The sequence below is a fragment of the Bartonella sp. SD1336NMGDW genome, assembly GCF_042193565.1.
In the GTDB taxonomy this organism is placed as follows: domain Bacteria; phylum Pseudomonadota; class Alphaproteobacteria; order Rhizobiales; family Rhizobiaceae; genus Bartonella; species Bartonella grahamii.
In genome coordinates this window covers 345,514-362,655 of record NZ_JBHILW010000001.1, presented here as the reverse complement: position 1 = coordinate 362,655, position 17,142 = coordinate 345,514, and the positions used below count along the sequence as shown (strand labels likewise).

At 37.6% G+C, this 17,142-nt stretch carries 12 protein-coding genes; 5 read left to right on the top strand and 7 right to left on the bottom strand.

Going from position 1 to position 17,142, the window contains the following annotated elements:
* The first annotated feature begins 1 nt into the window (after window position 1).
* Window positions 2-745, top strand: a complete 744-nt coding sequence (gene truA / locus ACFIKH_RS01495) for a tRNA pseudouridine(38-40) synthase TruA (RefSeq protein ID WP_375625465.1) — start codon at window positions 2-4, stop codon at window positions 743-745.
* Between the two features lie 32 nt (window positions 746-777).
* Here truA and ACFIKH_RS01490 read toward each other — a convergent pair whose 3' ends face one another.
* Entirely contained in the window at window positions 778-1,641 is an 864-nt protein-coding gene (locus ACFIKH_RS01490; protein WP_375625466.1) for an LOG family protein, read from the bottom strand.
* A gap of 106 nt (window positions 1,642-1,747) precedes the next feature.
* On the opposite strand from ACFIKH_RS01490, the gene dapD reads away from it, so the two are divergent.
* Window positions 1,748-2,596 (top strand): 2,3,4,5-tetrahydropyridine-2,6-dicarboxylate N-succinyltransferase, encoded by an 849-nt coding sequence (dapD, locus tag ACFIKH_RS01485; RefSeq protein WP_375651646.1) that lies wholly within the window; start codon window positions 1,748-1,750, stop codon window positions 2,594-2,596.
* A 575-nt stretch (window positions 2,597-3,171) separates the two neighbouring features.
* Here the strand turns inward: dapD and lepA are convergent.
* The 5 genes from lepA to dnaK all read right to left on the bottom strand — a co-directional run bounded on the left by lepA (window position 3,172) and on the right by dnaK (window position 12,122).
* Window positions 3,172-4,977, bottom strand: coding sequence for a translation elongation factor 4 (lepA, locus tag ACFIKH_RS01480; RefSeq protein ID WP_375641348.1), 1,806 nt, complete (start codon window positions 4,975-4,977; stop codon window positions 3,172-3,174).
* A 1,259-nt stretch (window positions 4,978-6,236) separates the two neighbouring features.
* Window positions 6,237-7,151 (bottom strand): DMT family transporter, encoded by a 915-nt coding sequence (locus tag ACFIKH_RS01475; RefSeq protein WP_375651647.1) that lies wholly within the window; start codon window positions 7,149-7,151, stop codon window positions 6,237-6,239.
* A 32-nt stretch (window positions 7,152-7,183) separates the two neighbouring features.
* The gene (argB, locus tag ACFIKH_RS01470; RefSeq protein ID WP_012754491.1) at window positions 7,184-8,089 is read right to left on the bottom strand and encodes an acetylglutamate kinase; all 906 of its coding nucleotides are present in this window, start codon (window positions 8,087-8,089) and stop codon (window positions 7,184-7,186) included.
* An 840-nt stretch (window positions 8,090-8,929) separates the two neighbouring features.
* Entirely contained in the window at window positions 8,930-10,072 is a 1,143-nt protein-coding gene (gene dnaJ, locus ACFIKH_RS01465) for a molecular chaperone DnaJ (RefSeq protein WP_375625469.1), read from the bottom strand.
* A 157-nt stretch (window positions 10,073-10,229) separates the two neighbouring features.
* Window positions 10,230-12,122 carry a molecular chaperone DnaK gene (gene dnaK, locus ACFIKH_RS01460; RefSeq protein WP_273722421.1) on the bottom strand — a complete coding sequence of 631 codons (1,893 nt, stop codon included), beginning with the start codon at window positions 12,120-12,122 and terminating at the stop codon, window positions 10,230-10,232.
* A 965-nt stretch (window positions 12,123-13,087) separates the two neighbouring features.
* Between dnaK and ACFIKH_RS01455 the strand changes: the two genes are divergently transcribed.
* Window positions 13,088-13,642, top strand: a complete 555-nt coding sequence (locus ACFIKH_RS01455; protein ID WP_375625470.1) for a copper chaperone PCu(A)C — start codon at window positions 13,088-13,090, stop codon at window positions 13,640-13,642.
* A gap of 108 nt (window positions 13,643-13,750) precedes the next feature.
* Here ACFIKH_RS01455 and lysM read toward each other — a convergent pair whose 3' ends face one another.
* Entirely contained in the window at window positions 13,751-14,206 is a 456-nt protein-coding gene (lysM, locus tag ACFIKH_RS01450) for a peptidoglycan-binding protein LysM (RefSeq protein WP_012754487.1), read from the bottom strand.
* 386 nt (window positions 14,207-14,592) lie between these two features.
* On the opposite strand from lysM, the gene ACFIKH_RS01445 reads away from it, so the two are divergent.
* Both ACFIKH_RS01445 and ACFIKH_RS01440 read left to right on the top strand, forming a co-directional pair.
* Window positions 14,593-15,315, top strand: a complete 723-nt coding sequence (locus tag ACFIKH_RS01445) for a response regulator transcription factor (protein ID WP_005774392.1) — start codon at window positions 14,593-14,595, stop codon at window positions 15,313-15,315.
* Window positions 15,316-15,354: 39 nt separating this feature from the next.
* The gene (locus tag ACFIKH_RS01440; RefSeq protein WP_375625472.1) at window positions 15,355-17,139 is read left to right on the top strand and encodes a stimulus-sensing domain-containing protein; all 1,785 of its coding nucleotides are present in this window, start codon (window positions 15,355-15,357) and stop codon (window positions 17,137-17,139) included.
* The last annotated feature ends 3 nt before the right edge of the window (window positions 17,140-17,142 follow it).

The window sequence follows — 17,142 nt, the reverse complement described above, 5'->3', positions numbered from 1 at the left end:
GATGCCACGTTTTAAACTCACTCTTGAATATGATGGCTCAAATTATGCTGGTTGGCAGCGTCAAGCAAAACTTCTCACTATACAAGGAGCTCTTGAACAGGCGCTCTTTTCCTTTAGTGGACAACAATTGACCATAACAACAGCAGGAAGAACCGATGCGGGCGTACACGCTACGGGACAAGTTGCGCATGTTGATTTCATAAAAAACTGGCATCCCCATACTGTACGTGATGCGCTCAATGCTCTTTTACGTAAACAGGGAGAAGCGATTTCAATCTTAAACGTACAAAATGTCCCTGATGACTTTGATGCACGATTTTCCGCAACCAAACGCCATTATCTTTTTAAAATACTTAATCGTCGCTCTCCACCAGCCTTAAATGCCAAACGCGTGTGGTGGTTGCCAAAGCCTCTTAATGCTGAAGCCATGCATGAAGCTGCTCAAAAGCTTGTAGGAAAACATGATTTTACCACTTTCCGTTCAGCACATTGCCAAGCCAAAAGCCCTATTCGCACCCTTGAACGCCTCGATATTCAAAGAGAAGGTGAAGAAATTTTCCTTTATGCGCAAGCTCGTTCTTTTCTTCATCATCAAATCCGTTCATTCGCAGGAAGCCTCATGGAAGTGGGTATTGGACGTTGGACAGCTCAAGATCTCGAAGCAGCTCTTCATGCTAAAGATCGTAAACGTTGTGGTGTTGTTGCTCCTCCTTCAGGACTTTATTTAACTAAAGTAGAGTATTAATTATCCTTCAAGAATGAACGTCTTAAAAGTCGTTAAGGCAGTTTATAAAAAGAACGAATTTCTTCAAAAGCTTCTGCTGCTGTATTGACAAATTTCATATAATTAACATCAGTAGGAGAAATTGTACCTTGTTCAGACAGATACTCAAAATTGATAGCATTGCTCCAGAACTCTTTGCCAAACAATAAAATTGGTACCTGTTTCATACGCCCCGTCTGTACTAAAGTTAACGTCTCAAACAGTTCATCCAGAGTCCCAAATCCTCCAGGGAAAATAGCTAATGCTTTCGCTCGTAATAAAAAATGCATTTTGCGCATCCCAAAATAATGAAAATTGAAACACAAATGCGGCGACACATACGAATTAGGCTCTTGCTCATGTGGTAAAATAATATTCAAGCCAATCGTTGGGGCACCAACATCACAAGCACCACGATTTCCCGCCTCCATGATTCCTGGTCCGCCCCCCGTAACAACCACAAATTCACGATATTCTGTCGTAGCGGAATAAAGTGAGCACAAACGCGCAAACTCTCTTGCTTCATCGTAATAATGTGACATAGCATGCAAATTTTTCTTTTGTATTTCATTTTTTGCAGCCCACGCTGCTTGCCCAGGTTCAGGAATACGCGAACCACCAAAAAAAACAACTGTTGATTGAATGTCATATTCTTTAAGGGTTATTTCCGGCTTTAAAAATTCAAGACCAATACGTTGTGAGCGCAACTCTGGACGCATTATAAAATCTTGATCGATATAGGCTAAACGATAAGTAGACGAACGCATTTGTGCTGAATTAGAGATTTTATGTATTTGTTGTAGAGCATCCTTCGTATGGAGAAGTGGTGTCCAATTTTCTTGCTCCTCTTTTCTTTTTTCTTTACAGCTTTTTTTCATGCACCTGTTCTACTTCCTCATCGTTTTATTGACTGAACACATTTCTTCGCGTAGTTCATAGAGAATAAACCTTGAAGCTTTCAACTTGTTTAACGGAACTCTCGTCATGACCCATCTCACACAACTTGAAATGATTATCGAACAAGCTTTTGACGATCGCGATTCTGTCAATACTACCACAAAAGGCGAAATCCGTGAGAGTGTCGAACATGCATTGAACCTTCTTGATAAAGGTGAAATCCGTGTTGCAGAACGACAAAAAAATGGACAATGGCATGTTCATCAATGGTTGAAAAAAGCGGTTTTGCTCTCTTTTCGGCTTAATCCTATGCAACTTATTACTGGTGGAATCAATGGAACACATTGGTGGGATAAAGTTCCTTCAAAATTCTCTGGTTGGCAAGAAGCAGATTTTAAAAGTGCTGATTTCCGTTCCGTTCCTGGAGCCATTGTACGCTATTCTGCTTACATTGCACCCAACGTTATATTGATGCCATCCTTTGTTAATCTTGGTGCTTTTGTAGATGAGGGCACAATGGTTGATACATGGACCACCGTTGGTTCTTGTGCACAAATTGGTAAACATGTCCATCTTTCTGGCGGTGTTGGTATTGGAGGTGTTTTGGAACCACTGCAAGCAAACCCAACAATCATTGAAGATCATTGCTTTATCGGTGCTCGCTCTGAAATTGTTGAAGGCTGCATTATCCGTGAAGGTGCTGTTTTGGGAATGGGAGTCTTTATTGGAAAATCTACAAAGATTATTGATCGTACAACAGGTGAAATTTTTATCGGTGAAGTACCAGCCTATTCAGTGGTCGTGCCAGGTTCTCTCCCTGGAAAACCTTTACCAAATGGTGATGCAGGACCAAACCTTTATTGCGCTGTTATCGTAAAACGCGTTGATCAAAAAACACGAGAAAAAACATCCATTAATGATCTTTTACGTTCTTAAACACAAGATTAATTCATAATAATATTTCATCGTTTTTTAACTTGAATAATAACCTCGAATACAAGGATTCTCTCATTTCAAATCCTTTCATAGTGAATCAATCACTATCATTTCCTTGCACGTTACAAACGCAGTTAGTGTGTGGGTAAGAAACACTTTAAGTAAAGAGTAAAAATATCTTTAATGAATTCTCTTAAGTGATAAGGATTGCCATAATATTTTGAGCTGAAAAAGAGTATGATGGGCGCGCTTTACACCTTTATGACGCGTAAAGACGCTGATGCCAAAGGGATTTTATATTATTCACTGTGTATTTTACTTTATATTTTTTACAGCCCCATTGTGAAATGGAATTTGATGCATTGAGTGATGATTCACTAAAACAAGCACACCAATATGCAACATAAATGTATTTCGTTTAAAGCATTCTGTTTTACGTGAGAAGCATGACACCATTACGCAATACACAAAAATATGAAGCACAGCGCAATTTTATTTAAAAGTGTTCTTTAAGCATCTGAACCAATCGACAAAAGCAAAAGCACAATCAATGAGAGAAAATACTCCTTTTTTCATTATTTGTTCATTTTGAGCGCTTGAATAAATGCCGATTGTGGAATTTCTACTTTTCCAAATTGGCGCATCCGCTTTTTGCCTTCTTTTTGCTTTTCCAAAAGTTTGCGCTTACGCGTGACATCACCCCCGTAACATTTCGCTGTTACATCTTTACGCAAAGCACGAATTGTTTCACGCGCTATAACTTTACCACCAATAGCCGCTTGAACTGGAATCTGAAACATATGTTGGGGAATAAGATCTTTCAGTTTTTCACACATGGAACGCCCGCGCTTTTCTGCAATCGTGCGGTGCACAAGCATAGACAATGCATCTATAGACTCTCCATTTACCAAAATAGACATTTTAACTAAATCCCCCTCCGCATAATCGGTCATCTGATAATCAAAAGAAGCATAACCCTTTGAGATTGACTTTAGCCGATCATAAAAATCAAAAACAACTTCATTCAGTGGTAAATCATACGTTACCATAGCACGGGTTCCAACATAGGACAAACCAACCTGTACCCCCCGCCGCTCTTGGCATAGTTCTAAAATCGACCCAAGATAATTATCAGGAGTCATGATTGTCGCCCGAATCCATGGTTCTTCGATTGAAGAAATTTTAACCACATCAGGCATATCCGCTGGATTGTGCAACTCTTTAACAGAACCATCATTCATATTCATGCGATAAACAACCGAAGGTGCTGTCGCGATTAAATCCAAATTAAACTCACGCTCTAACCGCTCTTGAATAATTTCAAGATGAAGAAGTCCCAAAAAGCCACAGCGAAAACCAAATCCCAAAGCCGCGGATGTTTCCATTTCAAAAGAAAAACTCGCATCATTTAAGCGTAATTTGCCCATGGCTGCACGCAAATCATCAAAATCGGCAGCATCTATTGGAAAAAGACCACAAAATACAACTGGTTGCGCCGGCTTAAAACCAGGCAAAGCATTTTCACAAGGACGGCGCTCTTCAGTAATCGTATCCCCAACCCGTGTATCTGCTACTTCTTTGATAGAGGCAGTGATAAAACCAATCTCGCCTGGTCCTAACTCATCAACCTGTACCATTTTAGGTGTAAACACCCCAACACGCTCAACTGGATATTTTGCTCCCGTACCCATCATACGAATGGTTTGGCCTTTTTTTAAAATACCATCTATCACCCGTACCAAAACAATGACACCAAGATATGCATCATACCAGCTATCAACCAACATTGCTTTCAAGGGATTTGCAACATCGCCTGTATGTGGAGGTGGTAATTGTGTAACAATTGCCTCCAAAACATCAGGAACACCCAAACCTGTTTTTGCTGATATTTCTACTGCTTGAGATGTATCAATGCCTATCACATCTTCAATTTGTTCTTTAACACGCTCAGGTTCTGCTGCTGGAAGATCAACTTTATTGAGTACAACAACCAATTCATGCGAATTATCAATCGCTTGATAAACATTTGCTAACGTCTGTGCCTCTACACCTTGGCTTGCATCTACCACCAACAGAGAACCTTCACAAGCTGCCAATGAACGCGAAACCTCATAAGCAAAATCCACATGACCAGGTGTATCCATAAGATTTAAAATATAGGTTTCACCATTCTTTGCCTTATAGTGTAAACGTACCGTTTGTGCTTTAATAGTAATTCCACGTTCACGCTCAATATCCATGGAATCGAGTACTTGTTCTTTCATCTCACGTGTATCAAGTCCACCTGTTATTTGGATCAAACGATCAGCTAAAGTGGATTTGCCGTGATCAATATGCGCCACGATGGAAAAATTACGAATATAATTACGATCTATTGTCATATAAGGCGATTTAGCAAAGAATAATACAAAACGCAAAGACCAATTATGCTCCGGCTTCTATCAAAAGAATATAAACCTAAAAAGCTTCTCAAAACACAACTTTTCATAACCTAAAAAATAAGGCTTTTATTTGCTAAATTAAATCCAACGGTGCTAAAATGATATTTTCACATCTTATTTTATGACTCATATGCTGGATAAACCGATACCATCACACATTTTGCCAGCCTCCAATGTTGCAACAATCCTTTACACTTGAAAAAGTTTATAAGAGATATGCCTTTCCTGTACAGTTTTTACCCACATGGACTACCTGCTTGTAACGTGTCAGCAAGTAGATTTGGATTGATTTAATATGAAAACGATTTGAAGTGAGAAAATTTTACGGTATTCAGGGTTCTAATTCAATGTGAATAATTCTATATTATAATTACAAATCAATGTGTTATAATATTTATATGATGGGCGTGTATATCACTTAAGCTTGCAATAAAATTCGCAAGAAATGCTTTTTTATTTATACGCAATAACCTGCTTTTTTTAGCAATCTTATATAAAATAACATGAATATCGCGAGCCTTTCTCATTTTAAATCTTTTCATAGTGAATCAATCAAATTTTTTGCTTCCCCATTATAAAACAGGGCTAGTATATGGATAAAAACGTTTAAGAAATGAGTAAACATGCCTCTCTCTCTTTCAAATGCCAAAGGCTGTCATAATATTGAGAACTGACAAAGAAAATGCTAGTGCCTTTTATTTAAGTAAAACGATGATGCTCTGTAGTTTTTCTATACTTCACGCGGACCGTCAATGAATATGATGTATATTAAGAAAATTGTCTTTTTAAAAAACGCGTTAATATACAACATTATGGGAGGCTGCTTTAGGCGTTCTATTTTACGTGAAAAGCGTGATCCCATGAAATAACAAAAGAAATAAAGTGCGACAGTGCGTAATTTTCATTATTCAAAAACATTACCATGGATGTTTTTGAAAATTGTAAAGCTAAATTTAACAATAACAGTAAAGATGAAAGCTGTTTTTTGTCTTTACCACTTCATGCTTTGACTCAATGAACGTTGACTTCCCGTTTCAGAGGTTAAGAAGACAGATAAATATTATTGCTCCAATTTACTATACAAAAGCTGGAATAGCTTATAAAGCCTCCTTTATCTTCATATTAAAAAAAGCCTCAAAAATGAAAACTTTGCAAGCAAAAATCTCATGTAATAAAATCATAATAGAAAAGGTGCATAGCTAATCAATTTTTTCAATTGCTTTGTTTTTTTTACGCCATTGTGAAGGTTGTAATTCAGCCACAATGATCCCAATCAGAATAAGCAAACCGCCCAATAAAGCTAAGGGAGATAAATGTTCTCCAGCCAAACGCCCAACAATACCAGCCCATACCGGTTCACCTGCGTAAATGAGTGTCGCACGTGTAGGGGAAATGGACTTTTGTGCCCAATTCATAGCTAATTGAATGATGGCACTCATTAATGCCAATCCTATACCAATATTAAACCATACCCACGAAAATTCAGGGATGCTTTCACCCATCAAAGGCATACAAGCAAATGAAAAAAAACCACTAAAAAATAACTGAATAATGGTCACACGCCGACTATCAACCTTATTGGCAAAAATTCCGATGAGTATGACTTCTCCAGCAATCGCTAAAGCACCTAACAAAGTCAAAATTTCGCCTTTTGAAAAATCAAAATTTCCCGGCTTTTGTCCTGAAATAAGTACAAGCCCGATAAAAGCGAAAACAATACCAACCCAACAAGCAAAACGGGGAGGTTTTTTAAAAACAATCCATTGCAAGATTGGAACCATAGGTACATAAAGCGCTGTAATAAAAGCTGACTGACTACTAATAATTGTTTGAAGTCCAGCTGCTTGAAAAGCATAACCAAAAAACATGGCTAAACCAATCGCCATCCCAGCGAAAACTTCATAAACCGTTATACCTTTTATAGAGCGCCAAAAAATTGCTCCACATATAAGAGATGCAACAATAAAACGAAATCCAACAAAAAACAGGGGACCACTATAGCGTACTGCAATATGAATGACTAAAAACGTAATACCCCACAATATTGTTGCAGCAAATATTGCTAATTCTGGCTTACTTAATAAAGGATATTTAAGCTGTTTTATATTTGTCATGAAAGGCTTTCTCCTCCAATTTTCCGCACAATTTATGAAACAATAAGCGTTCCAACTCCCTGTTCGGTAAACAGTTCTAGTAAAACAGAATGAGGAGTTTTACCATTTAAAATGACAACACCTTCCACACCATTTTGAAGGGCTTTTATACAAGTCTCTACTTTTGGAATCATGCCTCCTGAAATTGTTCCATTTTTGATAAGTTTCTCTGCTTCAGAAACTGTCAATTCTTTTAAAAGTTGGCCCTGTTTATCCAAAACACCAGGAACATCAGTGAGAAATAAAAGGCGTTTAGCCTCTAATGCACCAGCAATAGCCCCAGCAAAAATATCAGCATTAATATTATAGGTTTTTCCATCGCGTCCTGGAGCCACAGGAGCAAGAACTGGTATCATTTCAGAACATGCTAAAAGATCCAGCAATGTGCGATCAACTTCAATAGGCTCACCAACAAATCCCAAATCTAAAACACGTTCAATATTCGAATCAGGATCAATGACAGTTTTATAAGCCTTTTCGGCAAAAACCATATTGCCGTCCTTGCCACATAATCCTATTGCCCATTCACCCTCTGCATTGATGAGAGCGACAATTTCTTTGTTTATGGAACCGGCCAAAACCATTTCAACGACTTCAACGATCCGCTCGTCGGTTACCCGTAAACCGTTTTCAAATCGTGATTCAATCCCCATTTTCATCAAAATTTCAGCAATTTGAGGCCCACCACCATGAACAACAACAGGGTTAATCCCCGATTGCTTTAATAGAGCAATATCACGCGCAAATGCTCGCCCCAAGGCAGGATCACCCATAGCATGACCGCCATATTTTACCACAACCGTTTCATTTTCGTATTTTTGCATATATGGTAAAGCAGACGATAGAAATGCTGCTTGTTTTTCTAAAACATCTACAGCACCGTTTTTAGCATCATCCATTAATAGGGCCTCCTCATCACTTTTTACCATCTCTTAGTGGAATTTAGGAAAAGTAATAACGAAATGAAACAAGAAAACAACTTCCTCAAAAAATTGACAGCGAAAAATTAAACAAAACAGGCGTACAAAACGTCATTATTTTATGATTTTATGTATAAAATTGAAAAGCAAAGTTCTGAAAAAATTTTAAGCTATGCCGTACATTCGACTCGTTAGTTTACGCCTATGGATACTTAACAATGAATAAGAATATATACAACCATTGATTTTGTAAGATAAAAACAAAATTTTCTTATAATAATAAAATTAACAGATCACCAAGATAAGAAATAGGTTGACTTAGCACTGTAACCTTATCCAAGCAATTTTTAAGACTATCAAAAATGCCAAAAATAAAATTGGTTATGAGGAGTTGATATTTTATTTGAAAAAAATGGATTGTCTAACAGCTTATTTAGCTACTTTTTGGTAGGCTACTACCTATTTGACAGTTTTAGCATAGGGCTTTTAAAAAGGCATTTTGAGTAAAACAATAAATACAAAAAATGCCGAATGCATAAAGGCAGTTATCATGACACTGGAAATTAGTCACTCAATTGCGTTCTTCTTGTATGGATAAGTCCTTTTTAAAATATCATAGATACTCAAAAATAAGACTTATCCATAAAACTCGTTAAATGTAAAAAACTATCAGTGGCAGGCACTTACCCTAAATTAATCGTTTCTCTCTTTTCTTTTCAAGAAAAAAATGCTTTTCACAGATGATAAGGCTATAGAAAGCTTAATTAAAATAACCTTCCAAAAGTTTTTTCTAATCTATTCTGAGAACATTCACATATTTTAACCAGAAATATTTTCAAAAAATTCTTTCATACGTGAAAAAAAGCCATGTGATTGCGGTGAATTCTCATGATTTGAAAGTTTTTCAAACTTTTGCAATAGTTCACGTTGTTCTTGCGTTAATTTCTGTGGTGTCTCAATCGTGATATGGATGTAAAGGTCACCCCTTGCTTGCTGACGGCGCAACATGGGCATACCTTTGCCTTTAAGGCGGAATTGACGTCCATTCTGTGTCCCTTCTGGGATCTTAACACGCGCTTTAACACCATCAAGATCGGAAACTTCAAACTCTCCTCCTAAAGCAGCTGTTACCATTGAAATAGGAACGCGACAGTGAAGGTCTGCTCCTTCTCGCTGAAAAAATTCATGCGGTTTAACGGAAAGGAAAATATAAAGATCACCATTGGGGCCACCACGAATACCAGCATCACCCTCACCAGAAAGGCGAATACGCGTTCCATCTTCAATACCAGCTGGAACATTCACGCTCAATGAACGTTTTTTCTCTATGCGTCGTGTCCCCTGACATTTTGAGCATGGATCCATAATAGTTTCACCACGTCCATGACATGAAGGACATGTTCGCTCAATAGAAAAGAAACCTTGCGCAGCACGCACACGACCAGATCCATGACATGTTCCACAAACTTGCGGCTTAGAGCCCTTTCTCGCTCCTGATCCTTCACAAACATCGCACGTAACGGAACTGGGAATAGTAATTTCTGCAGTTTTTCCTGAAAATACCTCTTCTAAGGTTATTTCCATATTATAACTCAGATCTGCACCACGTTCGCGACCATCACCACGCTTACGGTGCGCACCTCCCATAATTTCGCCAAAAAAATCTTCAAAAATATCAGCAAACCCACCACCAGCAGCAAAACCTCCAAAGGGATTTGCTCCTCCTTGACTACCGCTATTTTCAAAAGCCGCATGACCAAATCGATCATAAGCAGCACGCTTTTGGGGATCTTTAAGGACTTCATAGGCTTCGCCAATTTCTTTGAATTTTCGCTCTGCCTCTTTATCCCCGGCGTTGCGATCAGGATGATATTGCATTGCCAACTTACGAAAAGCAGATTTCAACTTTTTATCATCACATTCACGAGTCACGCCAAGAATTTCATAATAGTCAACCTTCATCATGTATTCCTGATAATTTCTCTGTCATCCATCTTCATGGATAAGATTGCTTTTAATTTATATTTTTAGCAACAAAGTTGCAACTCACTCAAATAATAAAGCCCAGCCTTATATTTCAAAGGCCGGGTTTATAAATTAATCAACACATATGCTGACACTATTTCTTCTTATCATTAACTTCTTCAAAATCAGCATCAACAACATCGTCATTCTTTGCTTCTGTTTCAGTGTCAGCGCTCGCTGCTTGTGAAGCTTCATACATAGCCTGTCCAAGCTTCATACTGACTTCAGCTAATTTTTGCATCTTTGTTGTTACTTCTTCAGTATCACTGCCTTCAAGCGCAGATTTCAAATCAGATATTGCTGTTTCAATCTGTCCTTTTTCTTCAGCTGATACTTTATCGCCATATTCATTGAGTGACTTTTCAGTTGAATGAATAAGAGCTTCGGCTTGATTTCTAGCTTCAACACCTTCACGGCGTTTTTTATCCTCAGCTGCATGCTCTTCCGCATCCTGTACCATTTTTTCAATATCAGCATCACTTAAACCACCTGATGCCTGAATACGAATTTGATGCTCTTTACCAGTTCCCTTATCTTTGGCCGAAACATTAACAATACCATTCGCATCAATATCAAAAGTAACTTCAATTTGAGGTATACCACGTGGTGCTGGAGGAATACCAACAAGATCAAATTGAGCCAATAACTTATTATCGCTCGCCATTTCCCGTTCACCTTGGAAAACACGAATAGTCACAGCACTCTGGTTATCATCAGCTGTTGAAAAAACCTGAGATTTTTTCGTTGGGATAGTGGTATTGCGCTCAATGAGACGTGTAAAAACACCACCCAAGGTTTCGATCCCCAAGGATAAAGGTGTTACATCTAGAAGCAACACGTCTTTGACATCGCCTTGCAATACACCCCCTTGAATGGCAGCACCCATTGCAACAACTTCATCAGGATTAACGCCTTTGTGTGGATCCTTACCAAAGAAGCTTTGCACGACTTGCTGAATCTTGGGCATACGTGTCATACCACCCACCAAAACAACTTCGTCAATCTCACCGGCCTTTAATCCAGCATCTTTTAACGCAGCTTTACAAGGCTCGATGGTGCGCTGCACTAAATCGTCAACCAGAGATTCAAATTTTGCCCGAGTCAATTTCATTGTTAAGTGCTTGGGACCTGATTGATCTGCCGTGATAAATGGTAAATTGATTTCTGTTTGCTGTGACGAAGAAAGCTCTATTTTTGCTTTTTCTGCCGCTTCTTTTAAGCGCTGTAAAGCGAGTTTATCATTTTTCAGATCAATTCCTTGCTCTTTTTTGAATTCATCTGCAAAATAACCAACCAAGCGCATGTCAAAGTCTTCACCCCCTAAAAACGTATCTCCATTGGTTGATTTAACTTCAAAAACGCCATCTCCAATTTCAAGTACTGAAATATCAAATGTACCACCACCAAGGTCGTAAACAGCAATTGTTTTTCCGTCTTTTTTATCCAAACCGTAAGCTAAAGCAGCAGCAGTCGGCTCATTAATAATCCGTAAAACTTCAAGTCCAGCAATTTTACCCGCATCTTTAGTCGCTTGGCGTTGCGCATCATTAAAATAAGCAGGAACAGTAATAACCGCTTGTTCAACTTTTTCACCCAGATAAGATTCAGCTGTTTCCTTCATCTTTTGCAAAATCATAGCTGAAATTTGCGATGGAGAATATTTCTTACCCGCTTCTTCAACCCATGCATCACCATTGTCACCTTTAACAATTTTATAAGGCACAAGTGCTTTATCTTTTTCAACCATAGGATCATCAAAACGACGCCCTATCAAACGTTTAACTGCAAAAACTGTCCCTTCAGGATTTGTTACCGCCTGCCGTTTAGCAGGCTGTCCAACAAGCCGCTCTCCCCCATCAGTAAAGGCAACAACGGAAGGTGTTGTTCGTGCTCCTTCTGAGTTCTCGATAACCTTTGCGTTTTTGCCATCCATAACAGCCACACAAGAGTTCGTTGTCCCCAAATCAATACCAATTACTTTTGCCATATTATAATCTCCATTCAGCAAGCTACCTCAACCTTCATAAAGCATCTTTTTAAGACAGCTCCTCATAACACTCAAAGCCCATATATTGCTTTAAGCAACATAAAATAATTAAATTGCAAGTCGCAATAAGCCTTGCTGCCTCGTATATAAGAACAGGCTTTTATTGCTACAAGAGAATAATGAGAGAAACATCTCCAAAATAAAAAATTTATTTTAAAATAGGCGCTCTAATGACCCATAAATACCATATTTATGAGAGACTTGAGATCATAATATATTTTTCTTGCAATTTTCAATAAATATATCTTTCTATAAAAATTAAAAAACAAAAGAATGATTACACTCTCGCTCTTAATTTTCTCATCATTAACAAAAGATACTCACGTAAAAGCTTTTTAAAAGGCGAATAATTTATATCACGAATATTATAAATTTTCCTTGGACTAAAATAGTCATCATATCTAATGCTCATATCAGTAGAGATATTATTTATCGATCTCCTTTCAAAAATTCTCCTTTTAACGGTCTCATTGTTTACTGCTATTTGAAAGATGTGCTTTAAACTCACCTAAAGCGTTTTTTCTTAACTGTATAATTTTGAATTTTGAAAATATATAAAAATGTCTCTGTATAAACGCTTTAAGATACCAAGAGCTGTCGTAATATTAAAAATTGGTAAAGTGGTTGATGATTGTTCTGTGTTATATCTTTATTAAGTAAAATAGTAGTGCATCATAGATTTTATACCATTTACAAACACTATTATGAGATGAACACGGAAGCGTTAAGAGGTGTGTTGTCATTGTAAACCTTATTATCTTCCTTTAAAATCAAAGAATTCTATGATTTTTATTCTCATATTCAAATCAATTTCATTTTAGCATTTCTTTCTTTTATTTTAAATAAAAGCTCTGCTAAAATAAACAGTTATTCAAAGTGTGAACCTTATGAAGGAGGGTAAATCAATGATGACATCTATTATTAAGAAAATAACAAATCTTATCTTTAAGAATATAATAAATACACAATATCCATACAAAAAGGTTATCATAAATATCGTGTGTGCTCTTCTCTTTGCTGGTATAACCCTGCCTGCAGGTGCTCAGCAATATCAACTTGGCGACATAGAAATTCTCAATCCTTGGACACGCGAAACACCTAGAGGTATAAGAGTTGGTAGCGGTTATCTCTACATTATTAATCACAGTAATACCCCAGACCGTTTGGTTTCTATTTCCACAAACGGAGTAAAAAAAACAGAGATACACTCTATGGCTGTCGTTAATGATATTATGAAAATGGAAAAAATGCACAATGGCATTGAAATTCCGGGAAATGGCGAAATTACGCTTAAGCCTGGCGGCGATCATATTATGTTTATGGGGCTTTCACAACCATTCAAGTTAGGTGATAAAATTAGCGCAAAATTGACATTTGAGAAAGCAGGAACGATTGATGTTGATTTCTCTGTAAACGCTATGAAAACACCATCACCTTCTAAATCCTCTCCTGGTCACTAAATTCCTTTTTTATAATACACACTTTTAAAATAAAGAAGCGTGAAACTTTTGCACGCTTCTTTATTTTTTGTTTAATGCCATCAGTAAAAAATTATCCCCTTTGATGAATTAACTATGGTCAATTTCAGGAATACGTAAAACTTGTCCAGGATAAATTTTATCGGGAGATTTTAGCATTGGCTTATTGGCTTCAAAAATAAAAGTGTTTTTATTACCTTGCCCTTTTCCATAAACCTCTTCAGCAATTTTCCAAAGATTATCACCAGATTTAACCTCATAAAAGCGAGAAGGTTTTCTGGGCGTTGTATCTATAACCTTTAATTGATCAACATCTACAGAAGAGATACCTTGTGAATTGCCAACAACTAGCAGTGCTTTTTCAAGTGTTTCCCTGTCTGGAACTTCACCGCTTAAAATAGCTTTACCGTCTTCAACTTGAATATTTACTTTTTCTGTACCGAGTTGAAAATGATCAAATGCCGTCTTAAAATCTTTTTCTTTTGGTTCATGGTCCCCAATACCTAACTTTTCCCCTACAGTTTTAATAAAATTAAAAAATCCCATTACAACCTCCTTCCGTGTAGCAGAAACAAATTTTTGTGCATATATTGCCACATTCTTTTCTTTGCTCTTAAAACACATAGGCAGATTTTCTAAACTTCAACAATCAAAACTATACCTGTTCAATTATGAGACAAATACAATAATAAACTTTGTAATAAACCTTGATAAAAAAAGCCTTTATGAAAATTTTCTCTCAAACGAAGGGATCTTAATAGACGTAGAAACATTATGAATTATGAAAGCAAAACAAGATTTTACAGTAATGACAAAAGGTTTTTTACTTTGCTACAATTTGTATCATATTTGTTTTGCAAAAAAAATATGAACTCCCATATAAATAAGTGTGGGTAATTTGCTACCACAGCAATAGAAAGGTCTAAGAAACCATGAAAGATACACCAACAATCACACAAACGATTGTACTTGTTGATGATGATCGCAATATTTTGACATCTTTATCTTTTGCGCTTGAGACAGAAGGATATCGGGTTGAAAGCTATACAGATGGAGCATCTGCACTCAAGGGTCTCACACTTCACCCTCCACACTTAGCTATTTTTGATATTAAAATGCCCCGAATGGATGGGATGGAACTCTTGCGTCGTTTACGTCAAAAATCTGATCTTCCAGTTATTTTTCTTACCTCTAAAGATGATGAAATTGATGAATTATTTGGTCTCAAAATGGGAGCTGATGATTTTATTACTAAACCTTTCTCCCAACGTCTTCTCATTGAACGCGTGAAAGCTATTTTGCGCCGTTCTAATGCACGTAACCAACCACTTTCTACAGGAACTTCTTCCACCTCTTCTCTCAAACGTGGAGATCTTGTGATGGATCAAGAACGCCATACCTGTACATGGAAAGATAAACCTGTTATTTTAACCGTTACGGAGTTTTTGATTCTGCAAACCTTAGCACAAAGACCAGGAGTTGTAAAAAGTCGTGATGCTTTAATGGATGCTGCCTATAGTGATCAAGTCTACGTAGATGATCGCACCATTGATAGTCACATTAAACGTCTGCGTAAAAAGTTTAAACAAGTGGATGATGATTTTGCAATGATTGAAACACTTTATGGTGTAGGTTATCGTTTCCACGAGGTATAAAACTACTTTGTCGCAAAAATTTGAACGGCAATCAAATCGATGACAGACAATTCTCAACTGGAAACTTTACAAAAAACAACCGTTAATGGTACATCCTCAACGCCATTTCTTATGTTTGCCCGTTTGCATCTTCGTACACAACGTCTCTTTAGACAATTGCTTTTTTCCAGCCTCACACGTCGCATTGTTATATTAAACATTGCTGCCCTTGCCATTTTAGTTACAGGCATTTTATACCTTAACCAATTTCGCGATGGTTTAATTGAAGCAAAAATTAAAAGTTTATGTACCCAAGGAAAAATTATTGCTGGGGCTATTGCTGCTTCTGCAACAGTAGATACAAATTCTATCCTCATTGATCCCCAAAAACTCTTAGAGTTACAAACTGGTGAAAGCGTTACACCCGCCCCTCAATCAACCGATTCTTGGGATTTCCCTATTAACCCTGAGCAAGTTGCCCCTCTTTTACGACGTCTCATCACACCTAAAACGACAAGAGCACGTATCTATGATCGTGATGCTACTCTCCTTCTTGATTCGCGCGTTCTTTATTCTAGTGGAGAAGTTTTCAGTTATGATTTACCCCCACTCAAAACAGAACAAAGCATGTGGGATCGCCTTACTTCATGGTATTCAAGCACATTTTATGGCAAAGGTATTGCTCTTGACAGAGAACAAACAAAAACCAGTGGTATTGCTTATCCAGAAGTGTACCGCGCATTAAACGGATCTCTTGCTACGGCTAAAAGACGCAACAGACAAGGTCAATTAATTGTTTCTGTTGCCGTTCCTGTTCAACGCTATCGCGCAGTGGTTGGAGCTCTTCTTCTTTCAACCACTGGTTCTGATATTGATAACATTGTAAAAGGTGAAAGACTGGTTATCTTTAAAGTTTTTGCCGTTGTAGGCAGCGTACTTTTGGTTCTTTCTCTCTTTTTGGCCCATACGATTGCCCATCCATTAAGTAAATTATCTGCCTCGGCTAATCGAGTGCGTAATGGCAATAATCAGCGTGTAGAAATTCCTGATTTTTCAATGCGTGAAGATGAAATTGGTCACCTTTCAACCTCTATTCGTGATATGACTAATGCCCTTTATATGCGCATTGAAGCCATTGAACGCTTTGCTGCTGATGTAAGCCACGAATTAAAAAATCCTCTCACCTCCCTACGCAGTGCTGTTGAAACGCTCCCTCTGGCTAAAAATGAAGAAGCACAAGAGAAATTGCTTGAAATTATTCAACATGATGTGCGCCGTCTTGATCGGTTGATTACAGATATTTCTGATGCATCGCGGCTCGATGCAGAGCTTGCACGAGAAACCGCAGAGATTGTTGATATGACACCGCTTTTGGAAAGTCTTGTTCATGCTGTTCAGGAAGTGTATCGTAATACGCAAACCATTGATATAAGCCTTAATATTGTCCCGCGTCCTCATGGAAAAGCCTATCTTGTATTGGGACATGAACTCCGTTTAGGGCAAGTGATTTCAAACCTTCTTGAAAATGCACGTTCTTTTATTCCTCGGAATCGTGGCAGAATTTGCATTACTATGAAAAGTCATGCTTCAACCCTTATTTTAACCATTGAAGATAATGGCCCAGGTATTCGTTCAGAAAATATTGAACGCATTTTTGAGCGTTTTTATACAGATCGACCAAACGAAGATGCTTTTGGACAAAACTCTGGACTTGGCCTTTCTATTAGTCGGCAAATTATCGAGGCTCATAATGGGACAATTACAGCCGAAAATATTATTGATCCTACACTTGGGAAGTGTAAAACTGGTGCACGTTTTATTATTATGCTTCCCCTCGCTAAATAAATC

Bases quoted from the DNA above. Each gene is read 5' to 3' on its own strand.
- truA (WP_375625465.1), top strand. From the start codon at position 2: ATGCCACGTTTTAAACTCACTCTTGAATATGATGGCTCAAATTATGCT.
- ACFIKH_RS01490 (WP_375625466.1), bottom strand. From the start codon at position 1,641: ATGAAAAAAAGCTGTAAAGAAAAAAGAAAAGAGGAGCAAGAAAATTGG.
- dapD (WP_375651646.1), top strand. From the start codon at position 1,748: ATGACCCATCTCACACAACTTGAAATGATTATCGAACAAGCTTTTGAC.
- lepA (WP_375641348.1), bottom strand. From the start codon at position 4,977: ATGACAATAGATCGTAATTATATTCGTAATTTTTCCATCGTGGCGCAT.
- ACFIKH_RS01475 (WP_375651647.1), bottom strand. From the start codon at position 7,151: ATGACAAATATAAAACAGCTTAAATATCCTTTATTAAGTAAGCCAGAA.
- argB (WP_012754491.1), bottom strand. From the start codon at position 8,089: ATGGATGATGCTAAAAACGGTGCTGTAGATGTTTTAGAAAAACAAGCA.
- dnaJ (WP_375625469.1), bottom strand. From the start codon at position 10,072: ATGAAGGTTGACTATTATGAAATTCTTGGCGTGACTCGTGAATGTGAT.
- dnaK (WP_273722421.1), bottom strand. From the start codon at position 12,122: ATGGCAAAAGTAATTGGTATTGATTTGGGGACAACGAACTCTTGTGTG.
- ACFIKH_RS01455 (WP_375625470.1), top strand. From the start codon at position 13,088: ATGATGACATCTATTATTAAGAAAATAACAAATCTTATCTTTAAGAAT.
- lysM (WP_012754487.1), bottom strand. From the start codon at position 14,206: ATGGGATTTTTTAATTTTATTAAAACTGTAGGGGAAAAGTTAGGTATT.
- ACFIKH_RS01445 (WP_005774392.1), top strand. From the start codon at position 14,593: ATGAAAGATACACCAACAATCACACAAACGATTGTACTTGTTGATGAT.
- ACFIKH_RS01440 (WP_375625472.1), top strand. From the start codon at position 15,355: ATGACAGACAATTCTCAACTGGAAACTTTACAAAAAACAACCGTTAAT.